The following is a 23,916-nucleotide window of genomic DNA, read 5'->3' on the forward strand; positions in this document are numbered from 1 at the left end:
CCGTCCTCTCTCTACTCTATGATGAGATCTTTTAAACGAAACCCGGATATTTTCTCAATTTCACGCAAGGCCTGCTCCAATTCTTCCGCAGTAGAATTCCGAACTCTCGCTTCCATCGCTTCAAGGATTTGTTCCTTGTTCTTTCCTCTCACCGCGAGAATGAACGGGAATCCAAACGTATGGACATAGGTCTGATTTAAGCCGTAGAAATGCGCATACTCCTCTGCAGATAACCGGTCAAGGCCAGCCCCCTGCTGCTCCAAAGCGGAGAACTCCGCAACCGCTAGCCGCGTTCCGAGATCGGGATGCGCGCGCAATAAATCAAGGATCGTCTCGGCCCGGGATTCACGTACGACATTGATCATCGCGGTATGCAGGGCATGGACGGAATCAAATGGCCTAGCATGAAAAGCGGAGGATGCCACCCATGGCGAATGCTCGAAAATCGCGCCAAGCCACTCGATGAATTGCACGCGACTGCTCCCGTTTATTTGTTCCATCGTTAGTTTCATGTCCAATACCCCTCATGGACAGCCACGGCTGCTTCCTCAACCTCCGGAAACGGGCCGAAGACTTGAATGGCCTTTCTTCCCTGTGCAAATACGATCCGGCAGGGTAAATCCAGCGTCGGGTTTTGTTCATCATCGCCCGTTAACTGCGCCAAGCGTTTTTCGGAAATGCCGTAAACGACCGTGCCGACATTTCCCCAATAAATGGAGCCGGCACACATCGCGCACGGCTCTGCCGTCGTGTAGAGCGTAAAACGCCAAAGCTCGTCTTTGCTGTATCGTTTCGACGCTGCTTCCATAAGCGTTCTTTCCGCGTGGCCGGTGCAGTTGGATTCCGTAATTTCCACATTCCCCTGCTTGAGCACGATTTCGCCTTCTGCGTTTACCAATATCGCGCCAAAAGGCGTATTCCCGGCTTCCCTGGCCTGCCGCGACACTTCGATGCTTTCCAATAAATAAAATAAATGCGGATTCCGATTTGTCATGTCGTTGGACGCCTCCCTTCCATGGCTCGTTTTACTGCCCGCCATATCCCGCCGTAGCCGGTACAGCGGCAAATATTTCCCGATAAGGCTTCAGCGATCTCTTCATCCGAGGGATTTGGATGGCCATCCAGCAGCGCTTTAACCGATACGATCATACCCGGTGTGCAATAACCGCATTGAAAGCCGCCCTCCTCCAGAAATGCTTGCTGAATCGGGTCGATTCCGCCTTCAGCTATCCCTTCGATCGTCGTGATGCTTTTTCCCGAGCATTGATAGGCCATCGTTAAGCAAGAATTAACGGCTTTCCCGTCCATCAGCACCATGCATGCGCCGCAGCGGCCGATTTCGCATGAACGCTTCGTGCCGGTCAGCCCCAGCTCATCCCGTATCAGAGTGAGCAACCTGGCGGATGCCTCCGTCTCCATCGTATTAACACTGCCGTTAATGATGCATTGGAGCGCAAACGGCGTTTGAACAGGTTCAGTTTTATCGCTCATTGCCGATCACTCCTTCATCAGAAAAAATGGTTCCTCCTGCAAGAAACTCGGCTCAATCGGTAATTTTGTCACCCATTTGCCGCTTGCCTGGCGCACTGCCGCAGCTATGGCCGGCGCCAAGGTTACGGACCCGACCTCGCCAATGCCGCGCGGGCCGTATTCGTCATTTTCCGGCAAATGCTCAATCGGCTCGACCTCCACCTGTCCCTGCTGATCAACGATCGTCGGTACCAAATACGTATCCAGGTTACGCGTGATATAATGTCCCCTATCCATCACGGCATCCTCCATTAGCGTAAAGCCAAGCGCCATGCTGCTGCCGCCCTCGATTTGCCCGAGATAGCCCTGCGGGTTTACGACCGGCCCAGCCGCAACCGCATGATATTGCTGCAGTACCCTCACCCGTCCCGTCAGCGCGTTAAGCTCGACCTTGACCGCGACAGCTGAATAAGTGTACATAAAATGGGCGCCTACCCGGTCTGTTGAAGATATCGGGAAGGAAAAAGAAGTTTCGCAGCGGATCGGAGGGTCATTGCCTTTTGCGAGCTCCTCATAGGTAAGCAGCAGCGACTCATGCGATACGCCTTTTATCCCGCCTTCACTAAGTCGGAGCTCCTCTGCGGAACGGTTCAGCAGCGTTTCTGCCCGCATGAGCAGCTGCTCCGTAAATGGCTTCTTCAGCCTTTGCAGCGTCTTCCACATCATCGCGGTCGCGCGCGAAGCCGTCGTAGATCCGCTGTCAGGCACAATATCGGTATCGCCGATTATGATCCGGATATCTCCCGGGCCAAAGCCATACTGCTCGATAAGCATTTGCTCCAACGTTGCAATGAGACCTTGGCCGAACTCCTCGTAGCCGAATACCGCTTCGATTTTCCCGTCGGGGGCAAGCGCCAATCGTCCGCCGGCCGGATCGGGAATGCCTACGCCGAGTCCTGCGCCATGCATCGTAAACGCAGCGCCTATTCCCGTTTTTATCCACGGTTCTGAACTCGTCGATTCCGGCTCATTCGAAGCCGACCTCTCCTGCCACAAATCACTCTTTTCGATGGCCCGCCACACCTGCTCGGCACCCTCCGTCATGGCAATCGGCTGATCGAATGGACCGGGATCCTCTAATTTCCGCATATTCAGCTTCCGGAAAGCCCATGGCTCCATGCCCAGCCGTTCCGCTAGGCGATCCATTTGGCCCTCCAATGCGAAAATCGCCTGGTTGCCGCCAAACCCCCGGAATTCCCCTGACATTCCGTTGTTCGTAAATACCGATACGCCTTTAACATCCAAATGCCCGTACTTATAAGGGCCAATGACATGCTCGGTCGCGAAATTCAGCACCTCTGCCCCCAGCGTTGAATAGGGCCCGGTGTCCGATAGGATGTTGACTTGATGCGCCACCAATTTGCCCTTCTCATCTACGCCTGTTTTCATCGATATTTTCATGGGATGGCGTTTTAAGCCAGCGCGAACCGATTCTTGGCGTGAATTATGCATCTTGATCGGTCTGCCGGTCTTCACGGCCAGCAGTGCCCCGTAGGGCTGCACGTTCAGCTCATCCTTCCCGCCAAAAGAGCCTCCGATGGGACTCGATACGATTCGAATGTCTTCCTGCGGCTTCGAAAGAATCCGGGCCAACTGCATACGATCCATGAACCCATGCTGCGTAGGGGAGTAAACCGTCAACCGTCCGTCATTGCCCGGAACGAATAAGCCGCCTTCCGTTTCCATGTAGGTATGCATTTGGCGAGGAGTAACGTAGGTCTCTTCCACGATATGCGCACATTGTTTAAAGCCTTCGTCCGGATCCCCTCTGGAGAATGAGGTCCTGTGCATCGCGTTCCCCTGGGGATGCAGCTTCGGCGCATCATGCAAGAGCGCCTTTTCGGGATCATCCACTATTTGCAAAATTTCGTATTCCAATTCGATCAGCTCAAGCGCATGCTGTGCAATGGCAAGCGACTCTGCCGCCACCGCGGCAAGCGCATCGCCGACGTACCGCACAAAATCCTCGCATAAAACCGGCTGATCCGGATGAGCGATCCCGAAAGCATTTAGTCCGGGAACGTCCAAATAGGTTAACACCGCATGAACCCCCGGCAATTGCTTGGCTTTGTCCGTATGGATAGATAGGATTCGGGCATGCGGATGTTCACTGCGAAGGACAAGGCCATATAGCATTTGATCATGGGTCATGTCCGTTAAATAAGCTAAGCTTCCTGTCACTTTGGCTAGGCCGTCCGGGCGAATGCGCCATCGGCCCCCGCTGCTTGATCGGTTTAAGAGCATACGCTTCCTCCCCCTGTTTGCGCTTCGTTCCGGGCGGCCTTCCAAAGCTCGCTTACGATGACGTTTGCCGCTGTCTTTTTTCGATAACCGGCCGATGCGAACAAATCCTCGCGCGGCTCATACAGCTGCAGAATCCGATTGTATGCATGCTGAAGCAATTTGGGATCGACGGCTTCTCCGGTCAACTCCTTCTCCAGGTCCTCAAGTCTCAGCGGAATCGTTTGTCCTCCGCCAAGCGCTATGCGGATCTCCTTGACGATCCCCGTATTCGATAGTGCCCCGTTAATAGCACCCGTTACGACTGATGGCGTGAAAGCTTCACGTCGCCCAACTTTATGGTAAGCGCAAAAACGCCTTATTTTCGAGACCGCGGCCTGCTCGCTGTCAGCATCGTCTTCTCCCGCTTCCGACTGCCCGTAGAAGGGAAGCTGAATTCCGAGGAGGAGCCTCTCCATACCATGGCTGGAATCATTTGCAAAGCGCAGCCAGTCCGCAAGCATATCCCGCTGCTCCGCAGTCCCGTTAAACCAGATTACTTCAGCATCGTACGCGAGCAAAGCGGGAAGCGAATCACCGATATGGGAAGCGACATTGCCGCCTATTGTTGCCAATTGGCGAATGGATGGAGCGGCAATCCCTCGAATAGCCTCGGTGACCATCGGAAAATGACACAAAAGAAAATCATTCGTCCGACAGGCCTGCAGGCTCATTTGGCCTCCGATCAGAAGACCAGTCTCGCCGACTCTCATTTCATTCAGCCCCTTCACGGCGCTTAGATCGATTAAATGCTTCGGCATTGCAGCCGATCCGGATTCCCAATGCGTGCGGAGCAAGGTGCCTCCCGAGATATATACGCCATCCATTCCATGGGTTTGTTTCAAATGCCAAGCCTCCGCAGGCGTTTGCGGATGCCACACAAGAGGAGACGTCATGGTCTCCTGAACATTTTTGCCCATCGTTCTCCCCTCCGTTGTCTTTTAAAATCGTTGCTCCCGCACGTAAGGCACGCCAAGAGCTTCAGGCGAACCGGAAGGCTTGTTGCGATTTCGCCAGCCGAGGAACATCAGGACCAAAATCGTTACGATATACGGAATCATTTTTAAAAAATAAGAAGGAATGTCGCTCCCGATTAATTGAATACGGAAGCCCAGCATGTCTAAAGCGCCAAAGAAATAAGCGCAGAAGAGCGCGCGAACCGGGTTCCATCTTGCGAAAATAATTAAAGCTACCGCGATCCAGCCTCTCCCCGTCGTCATCCCTTCGGTCCAGGTCGGCGAATAAACGAGCAGCAAATCCGCACCTGCCAAACCGATTAAAATGGAGCCCGCGATGATGTAACCGTATCGACAAGCCTGTACGCGAATGCCCATCACATCTGCCGTGGCGGGATTATCGCCCATCGCCCGCAAATGCAAGCCCCATGAGGTCCGGTGAATAAACAAATGCAGAACGACGACAAGCACGAAGCTGAACCAGGTCAATAAATCTAGATGGGCAAAAATCCGTCCGATGAAGGGAACGGCTTCCAGCCAAGGCATATCGAGCTTAGGGACGGCTCTCGGCACCGGAAGGCCGCTGACCGGCTTGCCAAGATAGGCGCTGAGCCCCGCTCCGAATAACGTCATCGCCAGGCCGCATACAATCTGGTTCGCCTGCAGCGATACGCTTAAAAAGGCATGAATGCCACCTAATAGAATACTGATTCCGCATACGGCGAGCAGCGTAACGGTTAAGCTGCCGGTTTGCAGAAAGGTCAGGCACGCCGTGACGGCCCCCATGAGCATCAGCCCTTCAGCGCCAAGCTGAATGATGCCCGATCTCTCGATCAAGATGCCGCCAAGCGTTGCGAACAATAACGGTGTACCAGAGGATATGGCGGCCAGCAGCATTTGATACATGATTTCCATCGGTTAGATGCTCCTTTTCAGCGGATTTTTCGAAGCCGGAATTTGCTCATCGTCCCGCCGGCAACGAGAAAAAACAAAATGGCCCCCTGCAGCATTTCGGAGATCGAGGAAGGTAAGCCTATCGTTTGAACGCTGTATCCGCCTACGATCAATCCGCCGAATAAAAACGATGAAACAGCCAGCCCAACCGGATGTAGTTTAGCAAGCCATGCCACAATAATTGCCGTATAGCCGTAGCCTGGCGAAATCCCGTACATGAGCCGGTGCGTGACGCCGGATACCTCAGCCATACCGGCAAGCCCGGCAAGCCCGCCGCTGATGAGCATGACCAGCAAAATATGTCTGCTAATGCGGATTCCCGCATTTTTGGCCGCTTCGGGATTAGCGCCGATTAACCGCAGCTCATAGCCCCAGCGCGTGTATTTAATGAAGAAACCGTAAAGAACGATGGCGATAATGCCGAACAACAAACCGAGATGCAATCTCGTATCGCCGAGCACGGGCAAGGATTGGGCAGCCGTAAACATCGGCGTACCCGGAAAATTCATCCCCTTTGGATCCTTCCATGGCCCAAAAACAAAATAATCCATGGCCAGCAGCGCAACATAATTAAGCATTAACGAAGTAACAAGCTCATTTACTTGAAAGTAGGTGCGGGGAATCGCGGTTAACAACCCCCAAACACCGCCGGCAACGATACTGAATACGATCATGGCAGGAATGATAAGAATGCCGGGCATATTCGGAAAATAAATCGTAACCGCCGTCGCAGCCATTGCTCCGGCAGCAAATTGGCCTTCCGCGCCGATGTTCCATACGGATATGCGGTAGGCAATCGCCACGCCAAGTCCGCAGAGGAGCAGCGGAATGGCTTTCACGAGCGTTTCCGTTAAGCCGTAAGAGGTCCCGAAGGCGCCTGTAAACATTTTCTTGTATACAGGAAACGGGTTCATTCCGTTCGCAGCGATAAAGATTCCGCATACCGCGAGGGCGAGCAGTACCGATAGAAAAGGAATCCACCACGAGCTGCCTTTTTTTGAGCTGTCCATTTCAAAGCGATAGGATCGCCATTTCCATTTGCCCGGTTCAAGAGCTGGTTTCAAGGACGCCGTTCCGTCATGGATTACCCCCGGCTTTTGTTCGCTCATCCCGCTACCTCCTCCGCGTCTTGGAGACCGGCCATATACATCCCGATTTTCTCGCGGTCTGCGGCTTCACGGGACATCTCTCCGACGATTTGACCGTTATAGATGACCAGAATCCGATCGGACAGCTGAATGACTTCATCCAAATCCTCTGAAATAAGCAATACGCTCTTACCGTTGTCCCGCATGTCGGCTAATAACCGGTGAACTCCTTCCGTGGCACCAACGTCTAGCCCCTGTGTCGGGTGTACGGCTACCATCAGAAGCGGTTCTTGATGAACCTCTCTGGCGAATAACAGCTTCTGCTGGTTTCCGCCGGATAATTGCTGAACCGGCGTATCAAGTCCCGGGGTTCTCACATCGAACCGTTCAACCAAGCCTTCGGCCCAAGAACGATTCATTCCCATTCGCAGAAAACCAAAGCGCGAGCGTTCTTTTGACCGGTAGGACTTGAGCAATAAATTGTCAACAATGCCGAGACTGCCGGCAAGACCGCTTTTCATGCGATTCTCGGGTACGTGAGCAATGCCAGCCTCCATTGCGGCACGAACCGATCCGTTCTTCAGATCCTTTCCGTCAAAATATATCGTCCCGCGCTTCCATGCCTTTAAGCCCGTAAGCATCTCGGCAAGCTCCTTCTGGCCGTTGCCGGCAACCCCCGCCACACCTACGATTTCCCCTTCATTTACATGCAGCGAAATGAGGTCCAGCGCTTTCCTGCCTTGGTCTGCATACACGTCAACCTCCTGCACTTCCAGCAATCGTTTTCCTTGGGGACGCGGCTGGAACGTACGGCTTTCACCAAGCTCTTTGCCGACCATCAGCCTGGCCAGATCCCGCTCATTCGTAGCTGATTTTTCCATGCTGTGAATGAGCTTCCCTTTCCGCATGACCGAAATATGGTCCGATGCTGCCATGACTTCCTTTAATTTATGCGTGGTCAGTATGACCGTTTTCCCCTCAGCCTTCATATGCTGAAGCGTCTCAAACAATTGCTCGGCCTCGCCGGGCGTCAGCACCGAGGTCGGTTCATCCAAAATAATGAGACTGGCGCCGCGATATAGGGTCTTCACGATTTCGACTCGCTGCTGCTCCCCCACGGATAGCTGCCAGATCGGTCGGTCTACCGGAAACGGTAAACCGAATTGCCGGGCAATCGCTGCAATTTCCTGCTGCTTGTCATTCATCCAGCCCGCGCCTCGCCAAAACGATGTTTTTTCGCCCAAGACAATATTTTCGGCAGCCGTAAGCGTCTGAACGAGACGGAAGTTTTGAAAAACCATGCCGACGCCGAGCTTCATCGCATCCTTTGGCGAGCGGATTTTTGCTTGCTCTCCACGGAGGATGATCTCGCCGCTGGTCGGCCTGTACACCCCAGACAGCATGCACATCATCGTGCTCTTGCCCGCTCCGTTCTCGCCAAGCAGCGCATGGATTTGACCAGGCTTTGCGCGGAAATCGACCAGATCATTCGCTACGACGGAGCCAAAATGCTTAACGATCTGGCGCATCTCTACCGAATAGTTTTCATGCATGGGGTCCCTCCTAAAGGTTTGTCTAACAAACCTGCATCGTAAGCATGCTCCTACTCCTATCCAAAAAGCTGTGAATAAATCAACAAATCCCTTCATTCAGGGATTTGTTGACTTCTTCTTATAGTAAAAACCGGTTATTTCGGAATCGTGCCCTCTACTCCGCTGACGAACCAATCCATAACTAAAATGTCGTCCAGCGTCAGGGTCTTGCCCTCCTCAACCTTCACTGCTCCCGAAGCGTCCTTAATGGGACCCGTAAATACATGGAGCTCGCCGCTTACCAGCTTCGCTTTCGTTTCGGTTACCAACGTTTTCACGTCCTCCGGCACGCTAGGACCGAGCGGTGCGATATCCACCATGCCGTCTGCCAACGAACCGGAATACTGCTCGCTTTTCCAAGTTCCGTCGATGATGGATTGTACGGTTTTCGTATAATAAGGGCCCCAGTTCCAGATCGGATTCGTTAAATATGCCTCGGGAGCAAACCTTGTCATATCCGAGTCATTGCCGCCAGCCATAGCGCCCCGCTCGGCTGCAGCTTGCAGCGTAGCCGGCGAATCCTGGTATGCCAGCAGGACATCGGCTCCTTTATCCAGCAAACTTACGGCTGCTTGACGCTCAGTGGTCGGGTCATACCAGGTATTTGTCCACACTACGCTAACCTTCGCTTCTGGGTTAACGCTTTGAACGCCCAGCGTAAAGGCGTTTATGTTATAAATAACTTCCGGTATCGGAAAGGCGCCAACATAACCAATGATGTTTTTCTTCGTCATTTTTCCGGCTGCAATACCGCTTAAATAGCTGGCATCGTAGTTCTTGCCGAAGAAGGTACCCATGTTGTCATTCGTTTTATAGCCTGCCGTATGAAGAAACTTCACATTTGGAAATTTCTTTGCGACGTTAAGGGTGTAGTCCATGTAACCGAAGCTCGTTGTAAAGATGACGTCGTGGTTCTGGGCGAGCTCCGTAATAATGCGTTCGGCATCTGCGCTCTCAGGCACGTTTTCGACCGTATCCGCTTTGATGCCTAGCTCCTCTTCCATGAACAGCCTGCCTTTGTCGTGCTCAAAAGTCCAACCGCCGTCACCGGGAGGCCCGATATAAACGAATGCGACGCGCGGCAGTTTAGCCGGCTCATCTGTCGCACCCCCTTCGGCTGGTGCTTCCGTAGATGCATTTGCCGCACCCTCATTGGTTTTGTTCGCATTGCCGGAACAGCCGCTAATGACAAATGCGATGGCCAATATGAGGGATAAGCTTACGGATAATGCTTTTTTACGCTTTTTCATACGGTTCCTCCCCGAACTCTATTTTTTTCGAAAGCCGATAACGTACAAGTCAATCTTGTACACTGTCACTCTCTCATCGCGAAAAATTCGATAGGCCGCTAACATCGGCGATCATCGGATTCGCTAGTTTTGGTAAAAACCAACAACGTAATCTCAATATAGGACCATGTCATTTATATGTCAATATATATAACATTAATATTTTTAAAAGCGAAAAATATGCTGAACCTTGTGCGATTCGCACAATTCAACCGTTATTTATGTTATATATATTCACATAAGGATCATCTAGCACTGCAATCCCGGTCTGAAAAGTATTTTTTTGCCCACTCCAAATCGGCAGGCGTATCCACGTCAAATAGAGCCTGCTCATTTGCAGCCACTAATCCTTCCCCTTTGAAATTAGGCGAGCGAAATAATTGGCGCGCTCCCGCATCACCCTTTAACTCAAGTAAATCAGCGAACATGGACCGGGACAATATAGCAGGTGGCGTTAACACGATCTCCTTCTTCCGCGCATCCCGCATGGCAGTCGCAACAAAGTCGAGCTCCGGCCGCCTGGTCCAGTAATGGATCAGCTCCGCAATCATAGCAGCGCTAATAAACGGCTGATCTGCAAGAGCGATCAATACGGCATCGGCTGCCGGTTCATCTCTGATAATTTCTAGAACACCCTGCTTAATCGAATAGGACATGCCTTTTGACGATTCTGCGCAGGAAACAATGGACTGGGAAAGTCTTGCGGAAGAAACGGCAAAATCTGCCATTCCTTCCGCAGCAGCGATCCAATCTCCGGGATCATCCGGACTTACGACCACTTTAACGCTTGTAAGTGGACTGGTTAATAGAGCATGCAGCCCCAGGCTTGCGAGCGGCCGGTCTTTCGCCAGCTCGAGCGACTGCTTTCGCGTTCCCATGCGTTTGCTCTGTCCCGCCGCTAAATAAAGGGCTGAAATATGCATCTCTCCCACCCCCCTTTCGATGTCCGGCTTGACGCCCCGCGCGTATAGCAATTAATTCTGCCGCCACGCTTACCGCAATTTCAAGGGGACCGTCCGCCCCAATGGATAGTCCGATCGGCGCCCTTACGTTTGACGGAATTAGAAAGGTCTCGAATAACATGCGAATCCGCTTTTTTGAACCTAATATTCCGAGATATACAAGAGGCACCGGCAAAGCGAGCCGTATCATATCTTTATCCCTCTTCAAATTGTGGCTGCAAACGATCAAATAGTCATTGGATCGGAATTGAAGCCGTTCAACAATCTGTTCAGCCGTTCCGATGACGCACTCCGCTTCGGGAAAACGTTCCTCCGAACATAGGGAAGGCCGCCAATCCGCAATCACAACATGGAAGCCGATTTGTTTGACGAGCGAATAAATCGCTTCCGCATCTTGGCCTGCACCAAATAAGACCAGCCTTGGTCTTGGACTTATAACGACGGATAATTGATTAGGGGCATCATCCTTTTCCTCCCTATTGTCCATGTCATCAAAGTTATCCGATGCATCATGAAGCGTATACTCGATTTCATTTTCATCCCATCTGCGCACAAGCCTTACCGAATGTCCCGTTCCGTTACGCCGCTTCGCTTCGAGCAGCACCTCGCGCAGCCGGTTCTCGACGGGCTCGAGCAATATCCTTAGTTCGCCGCCGCAGCCGACAGCCTCTCCCCAAATCGCATCCTCATCGGCATTCAAGTTGTAGGTTACGCATTCGAATTGGCCCGATTCCCTTACCTTTGTTGCCTGTTCCTGCAAATCCAGCTCCAAGCAGCCCGGGCTTACCGAACCAATTTGCTTTCCGCTTGCCGTGAACAACATCGCCGCTCCCGCTTTGCGATAGGAATGTCCTTCCACGCAGAGGATCGTCGCAAGTACGCTTCGATCATTTCCGGACTCTATCGAATCCAACAGCTCATGCATATCCATCCGTTATCCCTCCCTAAGCCTCTGCCCGTACCCGGGATGCATTCAACGTTTTGAACGAATCCGAACCCCTACAAGCGCCCGATTAACCTGCGCAAAGCCTGATCCGCTTCTTTTAACACTATTTTTTTGTCGACCGTTCGCACCAGTTTGTTATCCATTACAATTTGCCCGTCAATCAAGACGGTATCTACGTCGCCTCTCGTTGCGGCATAAACAACTCTCGAATACCAATCCGCATCGTAGGACGGATAAACATGGAAATCCTCCAAATCAAGCAGTTGCAAATCCGCAAGCTTTCCAGGCTCGATACTGCCAATCTCCTTCTCTAAGCCAAGAACCTTGGCGCCGCCCATTGTCGCCATCCGAAGCACCGTTCTCGCGTTCATGATCGTTGGGCCATGCTTTACTTTCTGCATATAAGCGGTTAGGCGCATTTCTTGGAACATGTCTAAATTATTATTGCAAGGAGCGCCATCCGCGCCAATGCCGACATCGATGCCTTGCTCTAACAGAAGCGGGATCTCCGCTATGCCTGAAGCAAGCTTCATATTAGAGCCGGGACAATGGGTAACCTTAACCCCCCTGTCCCGGATGATTCTTTTCTCCTCATCATCCAGCCATATGCTGTGCGCCAAAATCAAATTCGGCTTCGCAAGCCCGATATGATCCAAATAAATCACATTCCGCATGCCGCGTTCCGCTTCAACCATTGCAATTTCGCCTGTATTTTCCGATGCATGCGTATGCACCATTACACCGTACTGCGCAGAGAGGTCACGCACGCCAATCAGCAGCTCTTCCGTACAGGAAACTACGAAGCGGGGGCAAAAGGCGTATTGGATCCTTCCGTTTTCCGCGCCATGCCATTTCTCCAACAAATCCACGCTGTCTTGAAGCGATTTTTGCGTATTCTCCTGCAGCGCAAGCGGAACCTCAGAACCGTGATCCATCATGACTTTACCCGAAAGTGCCCGAATGCCGCTTTCCTTAATGGCTTGAAACGCCGATTCCGTGTGATGGACGGTTTCCATGTCCAAAATGGTAGTTGTTCCGCTTCGAATTAACTCTCCTATACCAAGCATGGCGGAGTAATAAACGGAATCCTCGCTGTGCGCAGCTTCAAGCGGCCAGATTTTCTCTTTCAGCCAGTCGATCAGCGATAAATCATCCGCTCTTCCGCGGAAAAGCGTTTGACAGAGATGAATATGCGTCTGAACGAATCCAGGGAGCAGTACTTTGCCGCCTGCATCCACTATCCGATCGGCTGCGATTCCTTCCAGCCGTTCTCCTATTTGAGCGATCCTGTTTCCTTCTATTAATACATCGCCGGTGAAAATTTGGCCCTGCTCATTCATTGTCATCACGACGGCGTTCCGAATAAGTATGGTTGTCATGTGAACTCCTCCTCAAGCCTATATAGCGGTACTGAATAACATATTCAGTTTGATCGTTAAGCACGCTACATTTCCTTCTACTGACCAAAACAAATAATTTTAATTTTCTGACTTTTTATGCCGTAATTTACTGATTCACCTGGCAGACAGCAAGGCAAATCAGAAGTATGCCTACATTATGTAAGATTATCTAACATCATAATTCAGAATCGATAGTTAGGCAAGACTTTACACAAAATTTTCAAGCTAAAGCGATGTTTCTCAGCTGAAACTGACAAATACATAACGCGATTATCTGGGTACGAAATGGCATTCTCCATCCAAGCTGCAAAAAAACCAATCCTGCACAGCTTCGCCATGCTTGATTGGTTTTTTAACTCAATTGCTCACAAAGGTGCATGTTCTTTCCCGATGCAAGCGGGAAGGATATGTTCAAAAATAAGACGTCTTGACCAAATGGCATCATTTCGTTTCGTGATTTGCTTACGAACCACAACGACAAGATGATGCTGCGGAGCTGCCAGCAAATATTGACCGCCATGGCCAAAAGCAAAAAAACAATCGCAGACTCCGTTGTGGCTCTCGGGCGAATGCCACCAATGATAGCCGTAAGCCCCATAAATCGGCGGCTCATAATGAAGCAATCCGCGATGATGAAGCCTCGTTGACTCCTCAACCCAGTCCGCAGATAGAAGCTGCCGATCCTCGCTGCGGCCTTTTTGAACAAATAGACTCCCGATTTTAGCAAGATCTCTTCCGTACAAGTAGAGACCCGTACCGCCTTCGTTTACGCCTGCCCTTTCCACCCAGCGAGCACCCTTGAATCCTAGCGGACCAAATAAATGATCCCTTGCAAAAGATAAGGCCGACATCCCCGTTACTCTAGTGAGAATTGCGGATAATAAATGCGAACCGCCAGAGTTATAAGCGAAAGCCGCCCCCGGATCGGAGATAATTGGTTGTTTGAAAACAAATTGAACGGGATCTGCTGCTGCTTTAAAAGCTTTATAAGGCTTGTCAAAATCCGGCCAATCAAAGCCCGGCGTCATCGTCAGCAAATGCTTGATCGTGATTTGCCCAAGAGCGGCGGCGATCTCCGGCGGATGCTCCAGAAAATCGGTTATCGGCTGATCAACGCTTGTCAGCAGCTTTTGATCCAATGCAATGCCGATCAGCGCGGATAAAATGCTTTTCGTACAGGAATAAAGCGGACCGATTACATCCTTACCGCTCTCATACCATTCGCTAACAAGCTCATTCCCTTGCAGCACGATGACCGACTTGATTTTTTTATCGGAAAAATGTTTGCTGTAAGACTCGAGATCAAGGGTTCTCATTGACTTTATCGACCTTTCTTACGAAGCGTTTCTTTGCTGCTGATCCACCTGCTTAAGCTTTGGCATCCCAAGAGAAACAAACACGACAAATACGGATAAAACGGCAACCCATATGAAAATCGTATGCAAGCTTTCGGCAAGTACGCTTGGCTCGATTATTTCTTTGCCTCCTGTATGCAGCAGCAGGCCAAATATCGTTATGCCAATCGTTTGCCCTAACGTTCGGATAAAATTATTGCTGGCAACAGCCGAACCGCGCAGCTCCCATCCCACGGCGGAAGAAACGGCAACCGTTAACGAGGTCAGCGACAATCCAAATGAAAGGCCTGCCAGAAACGTATACACGATGAATAAAACAATCGAGGTTTCCGCTGTCATGAAAGAGAATCCAATGCTGCTAGCAAGCAAAAAACATGCGCCTGCCACGCTGATGAAGCGCAGTCCTATTTTTGAAATCCAATTGCCCGCCAATATCGAGCCCAGAGGCCACGCAACCGATAACGGTATCATGACGAGACCCGAATAAGTAGCTGTTTTGCCGTATACGCCTTGAATCCACAGCGGCAGATAAAAGATGACGACGACATTGATCACGCATAACAAAAAGCTGTCTAGATTCGCCATACTGATGATTCGATTGTGGAAAAGCTGGAAAGGTATAATCGGTTCAGGCGAACGTCTTTCGATGCGTGCGAAAAAGATGAAAAAAAGTACGGAAACAGCTAGAAGTACGGCTATCCGCATAATTGGGCTTGTACCATTTTCTCCCTCATCACGGATGAGCGTCATCGCATATAAGAAGCAGAACATGGCGATCGTAAAAGTGATAATGCCCGGATAATCAATATGTCTTTTCTTTTTCTCCAACGCTTCCTTCAGAGAAGAAGATAACAAATAAATAGCTGCTATGCCAAACGGGAGGTTCATATAAAATATAGCCCGCCAGGATATGTAATCCACCAATAATCCGCCGAAAAGCGGTCCGGATATGCCTGCAATTCCCCAAATGCTTGACATCCAGCCTTGTACTTTAGCTCGCTGCTCAAAGGAATACAAATCGCCGATAATCGTATACGGGATAGTTGTAAGGGCACCGGCTCCTAACCCTTGCAGCGCCCGGAACCAGATCAGCTGGTCCATCGTTTGCGCTATGCCCGAAAGCATCGAGCCGGCCAGAAAAATTAACGCGCCGATGATAAACATGGTTTTGCGGCCGAACAAATCGGAAAGTTTGCCGTAAACCGGCGTCGTAATGACCGTTGCCAGCAAATAAATCGAGATAATCCAGCTGTACTGCTGGACGCCTTGAAGCTCACCCGTTATGCTGGGCATTGCCGTACTGACAATCGTTCCCTCAATGGCTGCCAGAAATGTCGCAACGAACAATGCGATCGTTACTTTCTTACGGTTTTCAATAGCGTTCATTGTTCCTCCTTTCCAATTTTTACAAATAGTTTCGGATAAATTCCGATGATCTTCTTTCTATTATGATCGCTGAAAGCGTGAAATATCAATGTTTTTATTCCGTTCAAGAGGTCCGTGTCACAGCTGCCTGCTTCGATTGAAAGCAAATCCGCGTACAAACTTTTAACAGATACGGCTGCCGCTCCGCTTCTGACAATTGCCAAAATTGTTGATCCGCAAACAGCTGGCACAGCACATGTTCCGCTGTTTTGCTTGCTGCTTGCTCTTCTATCATCAACGTGATGCATAAGGTAAAACATAGTGATTCGTAACGCCTTAACGCCATCACCTTTTGCCTAAATTCAAACATGAGAATAGCCGCCCCTTCATACACATAAAACCTATTCCCTATTTTATCCTCTCGGCTTAAGCAATTAGTTACGAAATGGTTAAATTTGAATCCTTTCTAATTGTCTGACGTATGAATGGTATCCTTTCGCATGTGGATGTGTTACCATATTTGAAGTGAATTATTGTGAATTCTAATTTTTGGAAGGTTAGGATGCTGCATTATGTATGATATATTATTGAATATTATTGAAGAGATCGGATATTTCGCCTTATTTCTCGTCTTATGTCTCGGCCTAATCGGGCTGCCTATACCAAACGAAGCTGTCGTGATGACAGGCGGCGCATTAGCGGAATCAGGCGTTTTATTGCCGGTACCTGCCTTTATCATGACTTGCCTAGGGATATGCTCAGCCATGACATTCGGATATAGCATCGGAAGGTTTGCCGGCAGTAAATTATCCAATTGGTTTAGCAGCAAAAAAAACATAAGCAAATTTGTTGCTAAATCCGAGCAGCTTAGCGAACGCTACGGCGGCTATGCCATTAGCTTAAGCCTTTGTCTCCCTTTTTTAAGGCATGTAACCCCCTATGTAATGGGGTTGAATCGAATGAATTTCAAACGTTTTGCGCTTTTCGCCTATCCGTCTGCTTTCGTCTGGACCCTGATCTACTTTATTATCGGGACATTCGTAGGGGATCAGGTGCAAGCTCTCTCGGATAACATTTACAAATACGGCATTTGGATCGTTTTCGCGCTGGCAGCCGTTGTCATAAGCTTTCTTGTGTATCGATACGTGAAAAGCAGGCAGCAAAAGAATCAACTCGAGCGGCCGATGTAGTTATTTTCCAAACATGAGAACCTTCGCAATTTAGCGATGGTTCTTTTTTTGCAACTTTTGATCTAAAAAGAAGAAAACGAGCGATATATTAAGCATTCATACTATGTATGCGCTTTAACGAAATTATATTTTCTGTTTAATTGCCCACTTTTGATGTATAATAACGCTCAGTGTGCATCGGCCCCGACTTTTCTGAGAGTGAAAAGTCAAATTCAATTATTTTTAGGAGGTTTCTTTGCTTTGCTTACAAAACTAAAAAAATCATGGTTTTCGAACGTCCGAGGCGATATTCTGGCAGGAATTACGGTAGCCTTAGCCCTTATCCCGGAATCCATTTCCTTTTCCTTAATGGTAGGAGTCGGACCGATGGTCGGTTTGTATACCTCGTTCTGCATTGCAGTCATCATTTCCATTGTCGGCGGCAGACCCGGCATGATCTCGGCAGCGACAGGCGCCATGGCTCTCCTTATGGTATCGCTTGTCAAGGATCACGGCATCGAGTATTTGTTTGCAGCGACGATTCTGGCAGGCATTCTTCAATATGTAATGGGTGTTCTCAAGCTGGGACAGCTCATTTCGTTTGTGCCGCAGTCTGTCATGCTTGGTTTTGTCAACGCGCTGGGCATATTAATTTTCACGACTCAGCTTGTTCATTTTGTAGGCGCCAGTTGGATTATGTATGCTTTAGTTGCCTTAACGTTAGTAATTATATATACCCTGCCAAAATTCACTACGATCATTCCTTCGCCGCTTGCCGCGATCATTATCGTATCTCTCATCGCTGTAGCGATAGGAGCTGATCTCAAAACCGTCGGCGATAGAGGCTTAGTGGAGAGTACGCTTCCGCTGTTCCATATCCCGGATGTTTTATTCTCGTTCAAAACGCTTTGGATCATTTTGCCGTATTCCTTCTCGTTATCGATCGTCGGCATCTTAGAATCGCTTTTGACTGCTTCGGTGCTTGATGAAATGACCGATACATCCAGCAACAAAAACAAAGAAGTTCGCGGACAAGGCATTGCCAACATCGCAACGGGCTTCTTCGGCGGAATGGCCGGCTGCGCATTGATTGGCCAATCGGTCATAAACGCCAAATCCGGAGGCCGTACAAGACTATCCACGCTGGTTGCCGGGGCCTTCTTATTTTTTCTTATTATGGCATTAAGCGATGTCGTTAATAAAATTCCGATGGCTGCCTTAGTAGGCGTCATGATTATGGTCTCGATCAGCACCTTCGATTGGAAGTCTGTTTTCCAAATCCATAAAGTACCGCGGACAGATGCTGTGATTATGATCGTTACCGTAATCATTGTTTTAATTACGCATGATCTTTCGAAAGGCGTGTTTGCAGGCGTCGTACTGAGTGCCTTTGTATTCGTCGGCAAAATGGCAAAAATACGCGTGTCTACAGCAGCTGCTAAGTCCAATACCCGGACTTACAAAGTAACGGGCCAGTTATTTTTCGGAACAACCAGCCGTTTCGTCTCGTTATTTGATTACCATCATGATCCTGAGCGCATTACGCTGGATTTCAGCAGCTCGCATGTGTGGGATCAATCAGCCGTTACCGCGATCGCCAAAGTGAAAAGCAAATACGAGCAATTGAACAAGCAGGTCTCGTTCATTGGATTGAATGAAGAAAGCAAGCTGATCATTCGTAATTTAGGATTAACATCCTCAAGTGGCCATTAACAAAAAAAGCCCATGCAATCACACTTTTTCGGTGTGGTCGCATGGGTTTTCTTTTCGGATGGCTATTCTTGTTTATCAAGCTTTTCCTTTGCCGTATCGACAAGAAAATCAAACAGCTCGTCATCCTCTTCAAGCAAATCTTCTAGAGCAAGCAATTGTTCCTCTTTGCCTGATTCATGCAAGAAAAACAACCCGTAGCCCCATTCTTTCCCTTTCTTGCTGTGAAGAGCAATTTCATACTCATTCACATGCCCTTCGACTCCAAAATGCACCTTTCCAACGTAACCGTCTTCCTTTGAATAAGTCATCGATGCGTCCAATACGTTAATGTTAATCACTTACGATCTTCCTTCCTGTTCGTTCATTACGGTGTCAGTTGATTGATTTGGTTGAGCAGCTCATTGATCTTGCTGATCGTATCCGGAATGCCCGTTGATTCGAATACGGCTCTTCCCTGCTCGATATTGGTAAGCGCTTGATCAATTCCCTTTTGCAGCGTCTCGTTATATTCGGCAATCGATTGATGGAGCTCCTTGGCATAATCGGGCACCTGCAGACCTTCATAATGAATGACCTGCTCCTTCAGCGCAACGAGTTGATCTTTCAGATCCGTTCTCGCATCGAGATCATTCACCGCTTGTTCGGCAAGTGTATTCATATTTTGTCCGAAGTCCGTTAGCGATTGCAGGTAATCCGTCGTTTCCGTTGCAAAATTTACCGTTTGACCTACTTCTTCAATCATACCACAGCCTGCTGTCAGAAGCATTATAGAGAGCATTAAGATCGATATACTTCGTTTTATCATAAAATCCCTCCTCGTAATAATCGGCCCGATCCCGAGATGAACGCCTATCTTTGGTCTTGCATACATTACTATACGAGTCCGGCACAGGCTGGTTTCGTGTATCTCACAAGGAGATGATCGGGATGGACATTCAATTAACGGCTCTGCATTGGGTTTATTTAGGCTTTATTATTGCCATTATCGGATTCATGCTGATGCGCCGCGATACGACGATAATCTGTATTGCGGGGATTTTAGGCATCGGTATACTTGCAACCACCTCAGCCAGCGGTTCGGTAAGCGGCATTTTTAACAGCTTTATTTTTGCCATAAAAGAATTAGTGGGAACGATTTTAATTATATCCATTATCGTGGCCATGAGTCGCATACTCATTCGGACCGGAATAAACGAAATCATGATTTCGCCGTTTACCCGATTTTTAAGAACACCTGCGCTGGCCTTCTGGGGAATCGGCTTAATCATGATGGTCACTTCATGGTTTTTCTGGCCCTCACCCGCGGTCGCTCTCATCGGTGCCGTTTTGCTGCCGGTTGCATTGCGCGTCGGCTTGCCTGCACTGGGAGCAGCGGTTGCCATGAACTTGTTTGGGCACGGCATCGCTTTATCAGGTGATTATATCATACAAGGCGCGCCTAAGCTCACTGCGGATGCCGCCGGCATTCCTGTCAGCTCAGTCATGCAAGCCAGCATTCCATTAGTTATTGTCATGGGAGTCGTTACGACGGTGGCCGCGTATTGGATGATGAGGAGAGATCAGAAATCAGGCAAATGGCGAAATGGGCTTGTCGTCTCGCCGGCGGAGTCTACTCCAGACTACGACCTTAGTGCAATAGCTGACCGTAATGCGCTTTCTCTGCGCACGAAACGTTGGTTAGCGGCTATTATACCTATCCTGTTCGCTTTAGATGTCGTTGCGATGTTCATGCTGGATCTTCAAGGCGGGGATGCTACGGCGCTCATCGGAGGAACCGCGATACTCATTATGCTTTTTATCACGATGCTTACGCATCGCGGCAAAGGCTTCGAGAAAACAACGAGCTATTTAGTTGAAGGATTTCTGTTTGGCTTTAAGGTTTTTGGACCCGTTATTCCCATAGCCGCATTTTTCTATTTGGGCGACTCCGGGTTTCTTGCAATGTTCGGCGAGAAGCTTCCTGAAGCATCGCTTGGTATCGTTAACGATTTAGGCATTGCGCTTGCGCATGTCGTACCCGTGAATGGCGTCGTAGGCTCAATTACATTGACGGTTGTAGGCGCAGTGACCGGTTTAGACGGCTCCGGCTTCTCAGGCATATCCTTAGCCGGCTCGATCGCGCAGCTGTTCGGCCATGCCATCGGCTCAGGCATAGCCACCTTAACCGCTCTCGGCCAAGTTGCTGCGATATGGGTCGGCGGCGGCACGATTATTCCTTGGGCGCTTATACCTGCCGCTGCCATCTGCGGCGTTGATCCCTTTGAGCTCGCCCGCCGTAACTTGAAGCCTGTGTTTATAGGGCTGTGCGTAACAACGTTAGTTGCTATGTTCTTGATTTAGCCTGCTTTCGTTTGCGGAATAAAACAATTGCGATTGCGATAGCCGCAGCCGTTCCTATAGGCACGATGAAGGGAACGGAGTCTGATTTCGCGGCCGAATGATCGGTGCTGGCGGGCTGCGGAGGCAATGAACCGCTGCCCAATAGCTCGTAATGCCCGCTTGCTTCACTGTGCAGAACCGTTGCACTGCAGCTGGCTTCAAGCGATTTTCCGGTTGCTGTCGCAAACACCAGGTAGCGCTCGCCCTCTTTAAACGCAAAACCGCATCTGTCTTCATTCTCTGCGGTTAGCACTTCGATCGATGGCGTTACCTGACCCTTCCATACTTCGTTTACTTGAAAGCTTGCTTTGATCGTTTTTCCTCCCGAACGGAATCCAGAAAGGGTAGACGCCTTAACGGATGTTGCCGTTCCTTCAAATACGGCATCGCTGCTGCTTTTATTCTCTAAAACCGCATCCGATTTCACGCATTTGCAAGCTTGTGCAGCGGTCGGGAATGTTAAGAGGCCAGTTATGCTTAAAAATAAAAATAATACAATGCAAATCCGATACTTCCTGTTAATTATCATTCATGCTCCCCCGAATTCTCTCTATGATAGGCGGATAGCCTTTAAAATAAGACGTATATGAATGGGAAAATGTTGCAAGTATGGAAATAGGAAAAGGCAGACTCTAATGAAGCCGAAGCTCCGTTAGAAACTGCCTATTTTTCTTTATCCTTTTAACGTTTGCTTAGGCTCCTGCACGAGCTCCGTATTTGCGGGCCAGAAAGCTTTTTTGCCCAGCAATGTCGTAATTGCCGGAACTAAAAACGGACGGACGATGAACGTGTCCATTAGAACTCCGATAGCCGTGATCAAACCGAATTGGACGAGCACTTGAATCGGCAGAGACGCAAGAACGGCGAAGGTCGCTGCAAGAATAAGACCGGCCGAGGTGATCACACCGCCCGTTTCGCTTACGCCCTCCTTTATCGCTTGCTTCAGCGGCATCGTTTTGCGTTTTTGCCAAATGCTCGAGATCATAAAAATATTATAATCTTCACCAAGCGCAATAAGGAAAACGAAGGAATAAAGCGGAATTGCGCCTTGTATGGCGTCAACGCCCATAAAGTAATGCAGGATGATCCAACCTAAGCCAAGTGCCGCTGCATAAGAGAGCAAGACCGTACCGATTAAGTAAAGCGTTGCTGTTACCGATCTCAGGTATGCGAGCAGCAATACCATAATGAGACCAATAACTAAGGGAATAATGACGATATTATCGCGATCGGTCAGCGCTTTAGCATCGTACTGCGCCGCAGTTTGTCCGCCAATCCAAACCTTTTGCTTCGCATCCGTCACCTTTGCGCTTTCGAGCGACTCCACTGCCGCTTCTTGAAGCAGAGGAATCGTGTCCATCGCTTCTTGGGAGTATGGGTTCTTGCTCAGGATAACGGAATAAGAAATCAGATTCGGGTCAACCGGGCTTGCTTTTGGTTCCCCAACATGGTCGACAAGCGGCAAGGCGGCCAGCTTCTCTGGCAAATCGGCAGCCGTCCCTTCGGTTTGGGCAACGACTGTAATCGGAGCCAAATCCCCCGGCGCATAGGTTTCGGAGATAACCTTGAAGCCTTCTCTTGAGGGCATGTCTTCCGGAAAGGAAGACAATAAATCATAAGTGAATTTAATCTGGCTGGAAAAGCCAGCAAGTATGCCCAGAATGAAAACGGATGTAACGACCACCGTCCAAGGCTTCGCAATAACCAGGTTTCCTATTTTGGAACCCAGCTTTTTCTCGGGGGCAGGCTTGCGATAGGCTTTCCCTTTTTTGCCTGCACGCACCTGCTCCATAAATTCCGTACGCGGGATAAACGGAAAGAAAGAAACTCTGCCTATGATCGAAAGCATTGCCGGCACCAGCGTTAAGCTTGCGATTCCCATAATGAGTATGGATAAGCTGAAGGGTACAGCAAATCGGTCGTAAGCGCCGTATTGGGCTGCCAGCAGAGCCAGCAAAGAGAGAACTACCGTGAATCCGCTCATTGCGATCGCGCCCGATGCGTCCTTGAAGGAACGCTTCAACGCTTTTAATTTGTCGCTTTCGCGCGTCAGCTCCTGACGGAAATGCGAGATAAAAAACAAACAGTAATCCGTACCCGCACCGAACAAGAGCACTGTCATAATGGAAATAGCCTGCGCATCCACCGTTATCCAACCCTCGCCCGCCATCCAGCCGAGTAACGGACTCGTAACGGCATAAGCGAAGCCAACGCCGATAAGCGGGATTATCGCGAGAATCGGCGAACGATAAATGAGCAGCAGCAGAACAAGCACGATTAGCACCGTTGCGATCAGAAGCGAAACATCGGCTCCTTTGAACAAGTCGGTGGCGTCAACGGAAATGCCCGCAGGGCCGGTTACGCGTACGCTGAGCTCTGATGCATCGTCTACGGTTGTCTCAAATGGCTTCTCACCCGACGCTTCTTCGATCAACTTCTTTATTTCTTCGATGTTTTCTTTCAACACTTCAGTTTCCGTCTGCTCACCGAAGGAAATCGGCTGTACGAGCGTCGTGCCATCCTCTGAAGCGAATGCCTTTACAGCAGGCAGCGGCATCTGATGAAGCGGAATGACCTCCCCCTGCGCTTTCAACGGTTTTTCTATGATATGCTGCGCGGTTTGTTGAATGAGGCTGTAATCTGAATCCGACAATCCTCCTTCGCGATGCCAAACGACCAAAGCCGGTATGCCTGATGAGCCGGGGAATTTTTCTTTAATCATCTGATCGGCAATGATCGAAGGACTGTCTGCCTTAAGGTTCGGAGCATTGCTCTGCTCTTTCTCGCCAACAGCAGGTAGAAACACGCTTAGGAGCGCTGCAAGTATGATCCAAACGGCTACCGTGATCCATCGCGTTCGGCGCCCCGCGACCATTCCAGCAATTTTTTCAATCATTTTCTGAATCCTCCATTTCACATATTTCCTATTTTGGTTTAA

Annotated in this window: 22 protein-coding genes; 3 read left to right on the top strand and 19 right to left on the bottom strand. The window is 49.7% G+C overall.

The window, feature by feature from the left end:
* Positions 1-11 precede the first annotated feature (11 nt).
* From uraD to MRBLPE1_RS00440, 15 genes are all read right to left on the bottom strand, one after another.
* Entirely contained in the window at positions 12-512 is a 501-nt protein-coding gene (uraD, locus tag MRBLPE1_RS00370; RefSeq protein ID WP_364140117.1) for a 2-oxo-4-hydroxy-4-carboxy-5-ureidoimidazoline decarboxylase, read from the bottom strand.
* On the bottom strand, positions 509-994 hold the full coding sequence (locus MRBLPE1_RS00375; RefSeq protein ID WP_364140120.1) for a nucleoside deaminase: 486 nt from the start codon (positions 992-994) through the stop codon (positions 509-511). The genes uraD and MRBLPE1_RS00375 overlap by 4 nt, the downstream gene beginning before the upstream one ends.
* Positions 991-1,491, bottom strand: a complete 501-nt coding sequence (locus MRBLPE1_RS00380) for a (2Fe-2S)-binding protein (RefSeq protein ID WP_364140123.1) — start codon at positions 1,489-1,491, stop codon at positions 991-993. Before MRBLPE1_RS00380 ends, MRBLPE1_RS00375 begins: the two co-directional genes overlap by 4 nt.
* A gap of 6 nt (positions 1,492-1,497) precedes the next feature.
* Positions 1,498-3,774: a xanthine dehydrogenase subunit D gene (gene pucD / locus MRBLPE1_RS00385; RefSeq protein ID WP_364140125.1), complete on the bottom strand. Its 2,277-nt coding sequence runs from the start codon at positions 3,772-3,774 to the stop codon at positions 1,498-1,500.
* Entirely contained in the window at positions 3,765-4,730 is a 966-nt protein-coding gene (locus MRBLPE1_RS00390) for an FAD binding domain-containing protein (RefSeq protein WP_364140128.1), read from the bottom strand. Before MRBLPE1_RS00390 ends, pucD begins: the two co-directional genes overlap by 10 nt.
* A gap of 21 nt (positions 4,731-4,751) precedes the next feature.
* Positions 4,752-5,681: an ABC transporter permease gene (locus tag MRBLPE1_RS00395; RefSeq protein WP_364140130.1), complete on the bottom strand. Its 930-nt coding sequence runs from the start codon at positions 5,679-5,681 to the stop codon at positions 4,752-4,754.
* A 17-nt stretch (positions 5,682-5,698) separates the two neighbouring features.
* Positions 5,699-6,829: an ABC transporter permease gene (locus tag MRBLPE1_RS00400; RefSeq protein ID WP_414698820.1), complete on the bottom strand. Its 1,131-nt coding sequence runs from the start codon at positions 6,827-6,829 to the stop codon at positions 5,699-5,701.
* On the bottom strand, positions 6,826-8,361 hold the full coding sequence (locus MRBLPE1_RS00405) for an ABC transporter ATP-binding protein (protein WP_364140133.1): 1,536 nt from the start codon (positions 8,359-8,361) through the stop codon (positions 6,826-6,828). Before MRBLPE1_RS00405 ends, MRBLPE1_RS00400 begins: the two co-directional genes overlap by 4 nt.
* Positions 8,362-8,495: 134 nt before the next feature.
* Positions 8,496-9,650: a BMP family ABC transporter substrate-binding protein gene (locus MRBLPE1_RS00410; protein ID WP_364140135.1), complete on the bottom strand. Its 1,155-nt coding sequence runs from the start codon at positions 9,648-9,650 to the stop codon at positions 8,496-8,498.
* 284 nt (positions 9,651-9,934) lie between these two features.
* A complete protein-coding gene (locus tag MRBLPE1_RS00415; protein WP_364140137.1) occupies positions 9,935-10,567 on the bottom strand; it encodes an NTP transferase domain-containing protein in 633 nt (210 codons plus the stop codon).
* Positions 10,470-11,582 carry an XdhC family protein gene (locus MRBLPE1_RS00420; protein WP_364140139.1) on the bottom strand — a complete coding sequence of 371 codons (1,113 nt, stop codon included), beginning with the start codon at positions 11,580-11,582 and terminating at the stop codon, positions 10,470-10,472. Before MRBLPE1_RS00420 ends, MRBLPE1_RS00415 begins: the two co-directional genes overlap by 98 nt.
* Before the next feature lie 68 nt (positions 11,583-11,650).
* Positions 11,651-12,976 (bottom strand): 5'-deoxyadenosine deaminase, encoded by a 1,326-nt coding sequence (locus MRBLPE1_RS00425; RefSeq protein ID WP_364140142.1) that lies wholly within the window; start codon positions 12,974-12,976, stop codon positions 11,651-11,653.
* 386 nt (positions 12,977-13,362) lie between these two features.
* Positions 13,363-14,313 (bottom strand): serine hydrolase domain-containing protein, encoded by a 951-nt coding sequence (locus tag MRBLPE1_RS00430; RefSeq protein WP_364140145.1) that lies wholly within the window; start codon positions 14,311-14,313, stop codon positions 13,363-13,365.
* Between the two features lie 18 nt (positions 14,314-14,331).
* A complete protein-coding gene (locus MRBLPE1_RS00435) occupies positions 14,332-15,738 on the bottom strand; it encodes an MDR family MFS transporter (RefSeq protein ID WP_364140147.1) in 1,407 nt (468 codons plus the stop codon).
* A gap of 103 nt (positions 15,739-15,841) precedes the next feature.
* Complete coding sequence (locus MRBLPE1_RS00440) at positions 15,842-16,087, bottom strand: hypothetical protein (RefSeq protein ID WP_364140149.1); 246 nt, start codon at positions 16,085-16,087, stop codon at positions 15,842-15,844.
* A 202-nt stretch (positions 16,088-16,289) separates the two neighbouring features.
* On the opposite strand from MRBLPE1_RS00440, the gene MRBLPE1_RS00445 reads away from it, so the two are divergent.
* Together MRBLPE1_RS00445 and MRBLPE1_RS00450 are read left to right on the top strand one after the other, a co-directional pair.
* Complete coding sequence (locus MRBLPE1_RS00445; RefSeq protein ID WP_364140152.1) at positions 16,290-16,907, top strand: DedA family protein; 618 nt, start codon at positions 16,290-16,292, stop codon at positions 16,905-16,907.
* A gap of 240 nt (positions 16,908-17,147) precedes the next feature.
* Positions 17,148-18,599, top strand: a complete 1,452-nt coding sequence (locus tag MRBLPE1_RS00450) for a SulP family inorganic anion transporter (protein WP_364140155.1) — start codon at positions 17,148-17,150, stop codon at positions 18,597-18,599.
* Positions 18,600-18,661: 62 nt separating this feature from the next.
* On the opposite strand, the gene MRBLPE1_RS00455 is transcribed toward MRBLPE1_RS00450, so the two are convergent.
* Both MRBLPE1_RS00455 and MRBLPE1_RS00460 read right to left on the bottom strand, forming a co-directional pair.
* Complete coding sequence (locus tag MRBLPE1_RS00455; protein ID WP_364140158.1) at positions 18,662-18,937, bottom strand: hypothetical protein; 276 nt, start codon at positions 18,935-18,937, stop codon at positions 18,662-18,664.
* Positions 18,938-18,963: 26 nt separating this feature from the next.
* The gene (locus tag MRBLPE1_RS00460; protein ID WP_364140161.1) at positions 18,964-19,404 is read right to left on the bottom strand and encodes a DUF6376 family protein; all 441 of its coding nucleotides are present in this window, start codon (positions 19,402-19,404) and stop codon (positions 18,964-18,966) included.
* Positions 19,405-19,526: 122 nt separating this feature from the next.
* Here MRBLPE1_RS00460 and MRBLPE1_RS00465 point away from each other — a divergent pair, with 122 nt between their 5' ends.
* On the top strand, positions 19,527-20,939 hold the full coding sequence (locus MRBLPE1_RS00465) for a hypothetical protein (protein WP_364140165.1): 1,413 nt from the start codon (positions 19,527-19,529) through the stop codon (positions 20,937-20,939).
* Here MRBLPE1_RS00465 and MRBLPE1_RS00470 read toward each other — a convergent pair.
* Entirely contained in the window at positions 20,923-21,507 is a 585-nt protein-coding gene (locus MRBLPE1_RS00470; protein ID WP_364140167.1) for a hypothetical protein, read from the bottom strand. The two genes, MRBLPE1_RS00465 and MRBLPE1_RS00470, sit on opposite strands and share 17 nt — an antisense overlap.
* Before the next feature lie 144 nt (positions 21,508-21,651).
* Positions 21,652-23,874, bottom strand: a complete 2,223-nt coding sequence (locus MRBLPE1_RS00475) for an MMPL family transporter (RefSeq protein ID WP_364140169.1) — start codon at positions 23,872-23,874, stop codon at positions 21,652-21,654.
* Positions 23,875-23,916: the final 42 nt, after the last annotated feature.

Origin of the sequence: Paenibacillus sp. LPE1-1-1.1, assembly GCF_040676435.1 — a bacterium.
In the GTDB taxonomy this organism is placed as follows: Bacteria; Bacillota; Bacilli; order Paenibacillales; family Paenibacillaceae; genus Pristimantibacillus.

Coding starts and splice junctions, on each gene's coding strand:
- MRBLPE1_RS00430 (WP_364140145.1), bottom strand. CDS start 14,313: ATGAGAACCCTTGATCTCGAGTCTTACAGCAAACATTTTTCCGATAAA.
- MRBLPE1_RS00390 (WP_364140128.1), bottom strand. CDS start 4,730: ATGGGCAAAAATGTTCAGGAGACCATGACGTCTCCTCTTGTGTGGCAT.
- MRBLPE1_RS00440 (WP_364140149.1), bottom strand. CDS start 16,087: ATGTTTGAATTTAGGCAAAAGGTGATGGCGTTAAGGCGTTACGAATCA.
- MRBLPE1_RS00400 (WP_414698820.1), bottom strand. CDS start 6,829: ATGAGCGAACAAAAGCCGGGGGTAATCCATGACGGAACGGCGTCCTTG.
- MRBLPE1_RS00465 (WP_364140165.1), top strand. CDS start 19,527: ATGGACATTCAATTAACGGCTCTGCATTGGGTTTATTTAGGCTTTATT.
- MRBLPE1_RS00405 (WP_364140133.1), bottom strand. CDS start 8,361: ATGCATGAAAACTATTCGGTAGAGATGCGCCAGATCGTTAAGCATTTT.
- pucD (WP_364140125.1), bottom strand. CDS start 3,774: ATGCTCTTAAACCGATCAAGCAGCGGGGGCCGATGGCGCATTCGCCCG.
- uraD (WP_364140117.1), bottom strand. CDS start 512: ATGAAACTAACGATGGAACAAATAAACGGGAGCAGTCGCGTGCAATTC.
- MRBLPE1_RS00410 (WP_364140135.1), bottom strand. CDS start 9,650: ATGAAAAAGCGTAAAAAAGCATTATCCGTAAGCTTATCCCTCATATTG.
- MRBLPE1_RS00460 (WP_364140161.1), bottom strand. CDS start 19,404: ATGATAAAACGAAGTATATCGATCTTAATGCTCTCTATAATGCTTCTG.
- MRBLPE1_RS00375 (WP_364140120.1), bottom strand. CDS start 994: ATGACAAATCGGAATCCGCATTTATTTTATTTATTGGAAAGCATCGAA.
- MRBLPE1_RS00395 (WP_364140130.1), bottom strand. CDS start 5,681: ATGGAAATCATGTATCAAATGCTGCTGGCCGCCATATCCTCTGGTACA.
- MRBLPE1_RS00380 (WP_364140123.1), bottom strand. CDS start 1,491: ATGAGCGATAAAACTGAACCTGTTCAAACGCCGTTTGCGCTCCAATGC.
- MRBLPE1_RS00425 (WP_364140142.1), bottom strand. CDS start 12,976: ATGACAACCATACTTATTCGGAACGCCGTCGTGATGACAATGAATGAG.
- MRBLPE1_RS00445 (WP_364140152.1), top strand. CDS start 16,290: ATGTATGATATATTATTGAATATTATTGAAGAGATCGGATATTTCGCC.
- MRBLPE1_RS00415 (WP_364140137.1), bottom strand. CDS start 10,567: ATGGGAACGCGAAAGCAGTCGCTCGAGCTGGCGAAAGACCGGCCGCTC.
- MRBLPE1_RS00420 (WP_364140139.1), bottom strand. CDS start 11,582: ATGGATATGCATGAGCTGTTGGATTCGATAGAGTCCGGAAATGATCGA.
- MRBLPE1_RS00470 (WP_364140167.1), bottom strand. CDS start 21,507: ATGATAATTAACAGGAAGTATCGGATTTGCATTGTATTATTTTTATTT.
- MRBLPE1_RS00475 (WP_364140169.1), bottom strand. CDS start 23,874: ATGATTGAAAAAATTGCTGGAATGGTCGCGGGGCGCCGAACGCGATGG.
- MRBLPE1_RS00435 (WP_364140147.1), bottom strand. CDS start 15,738: ATGAACGCTATTGAAAACCGTAAGAAAGTAACGATCGCATTGTTCGTT.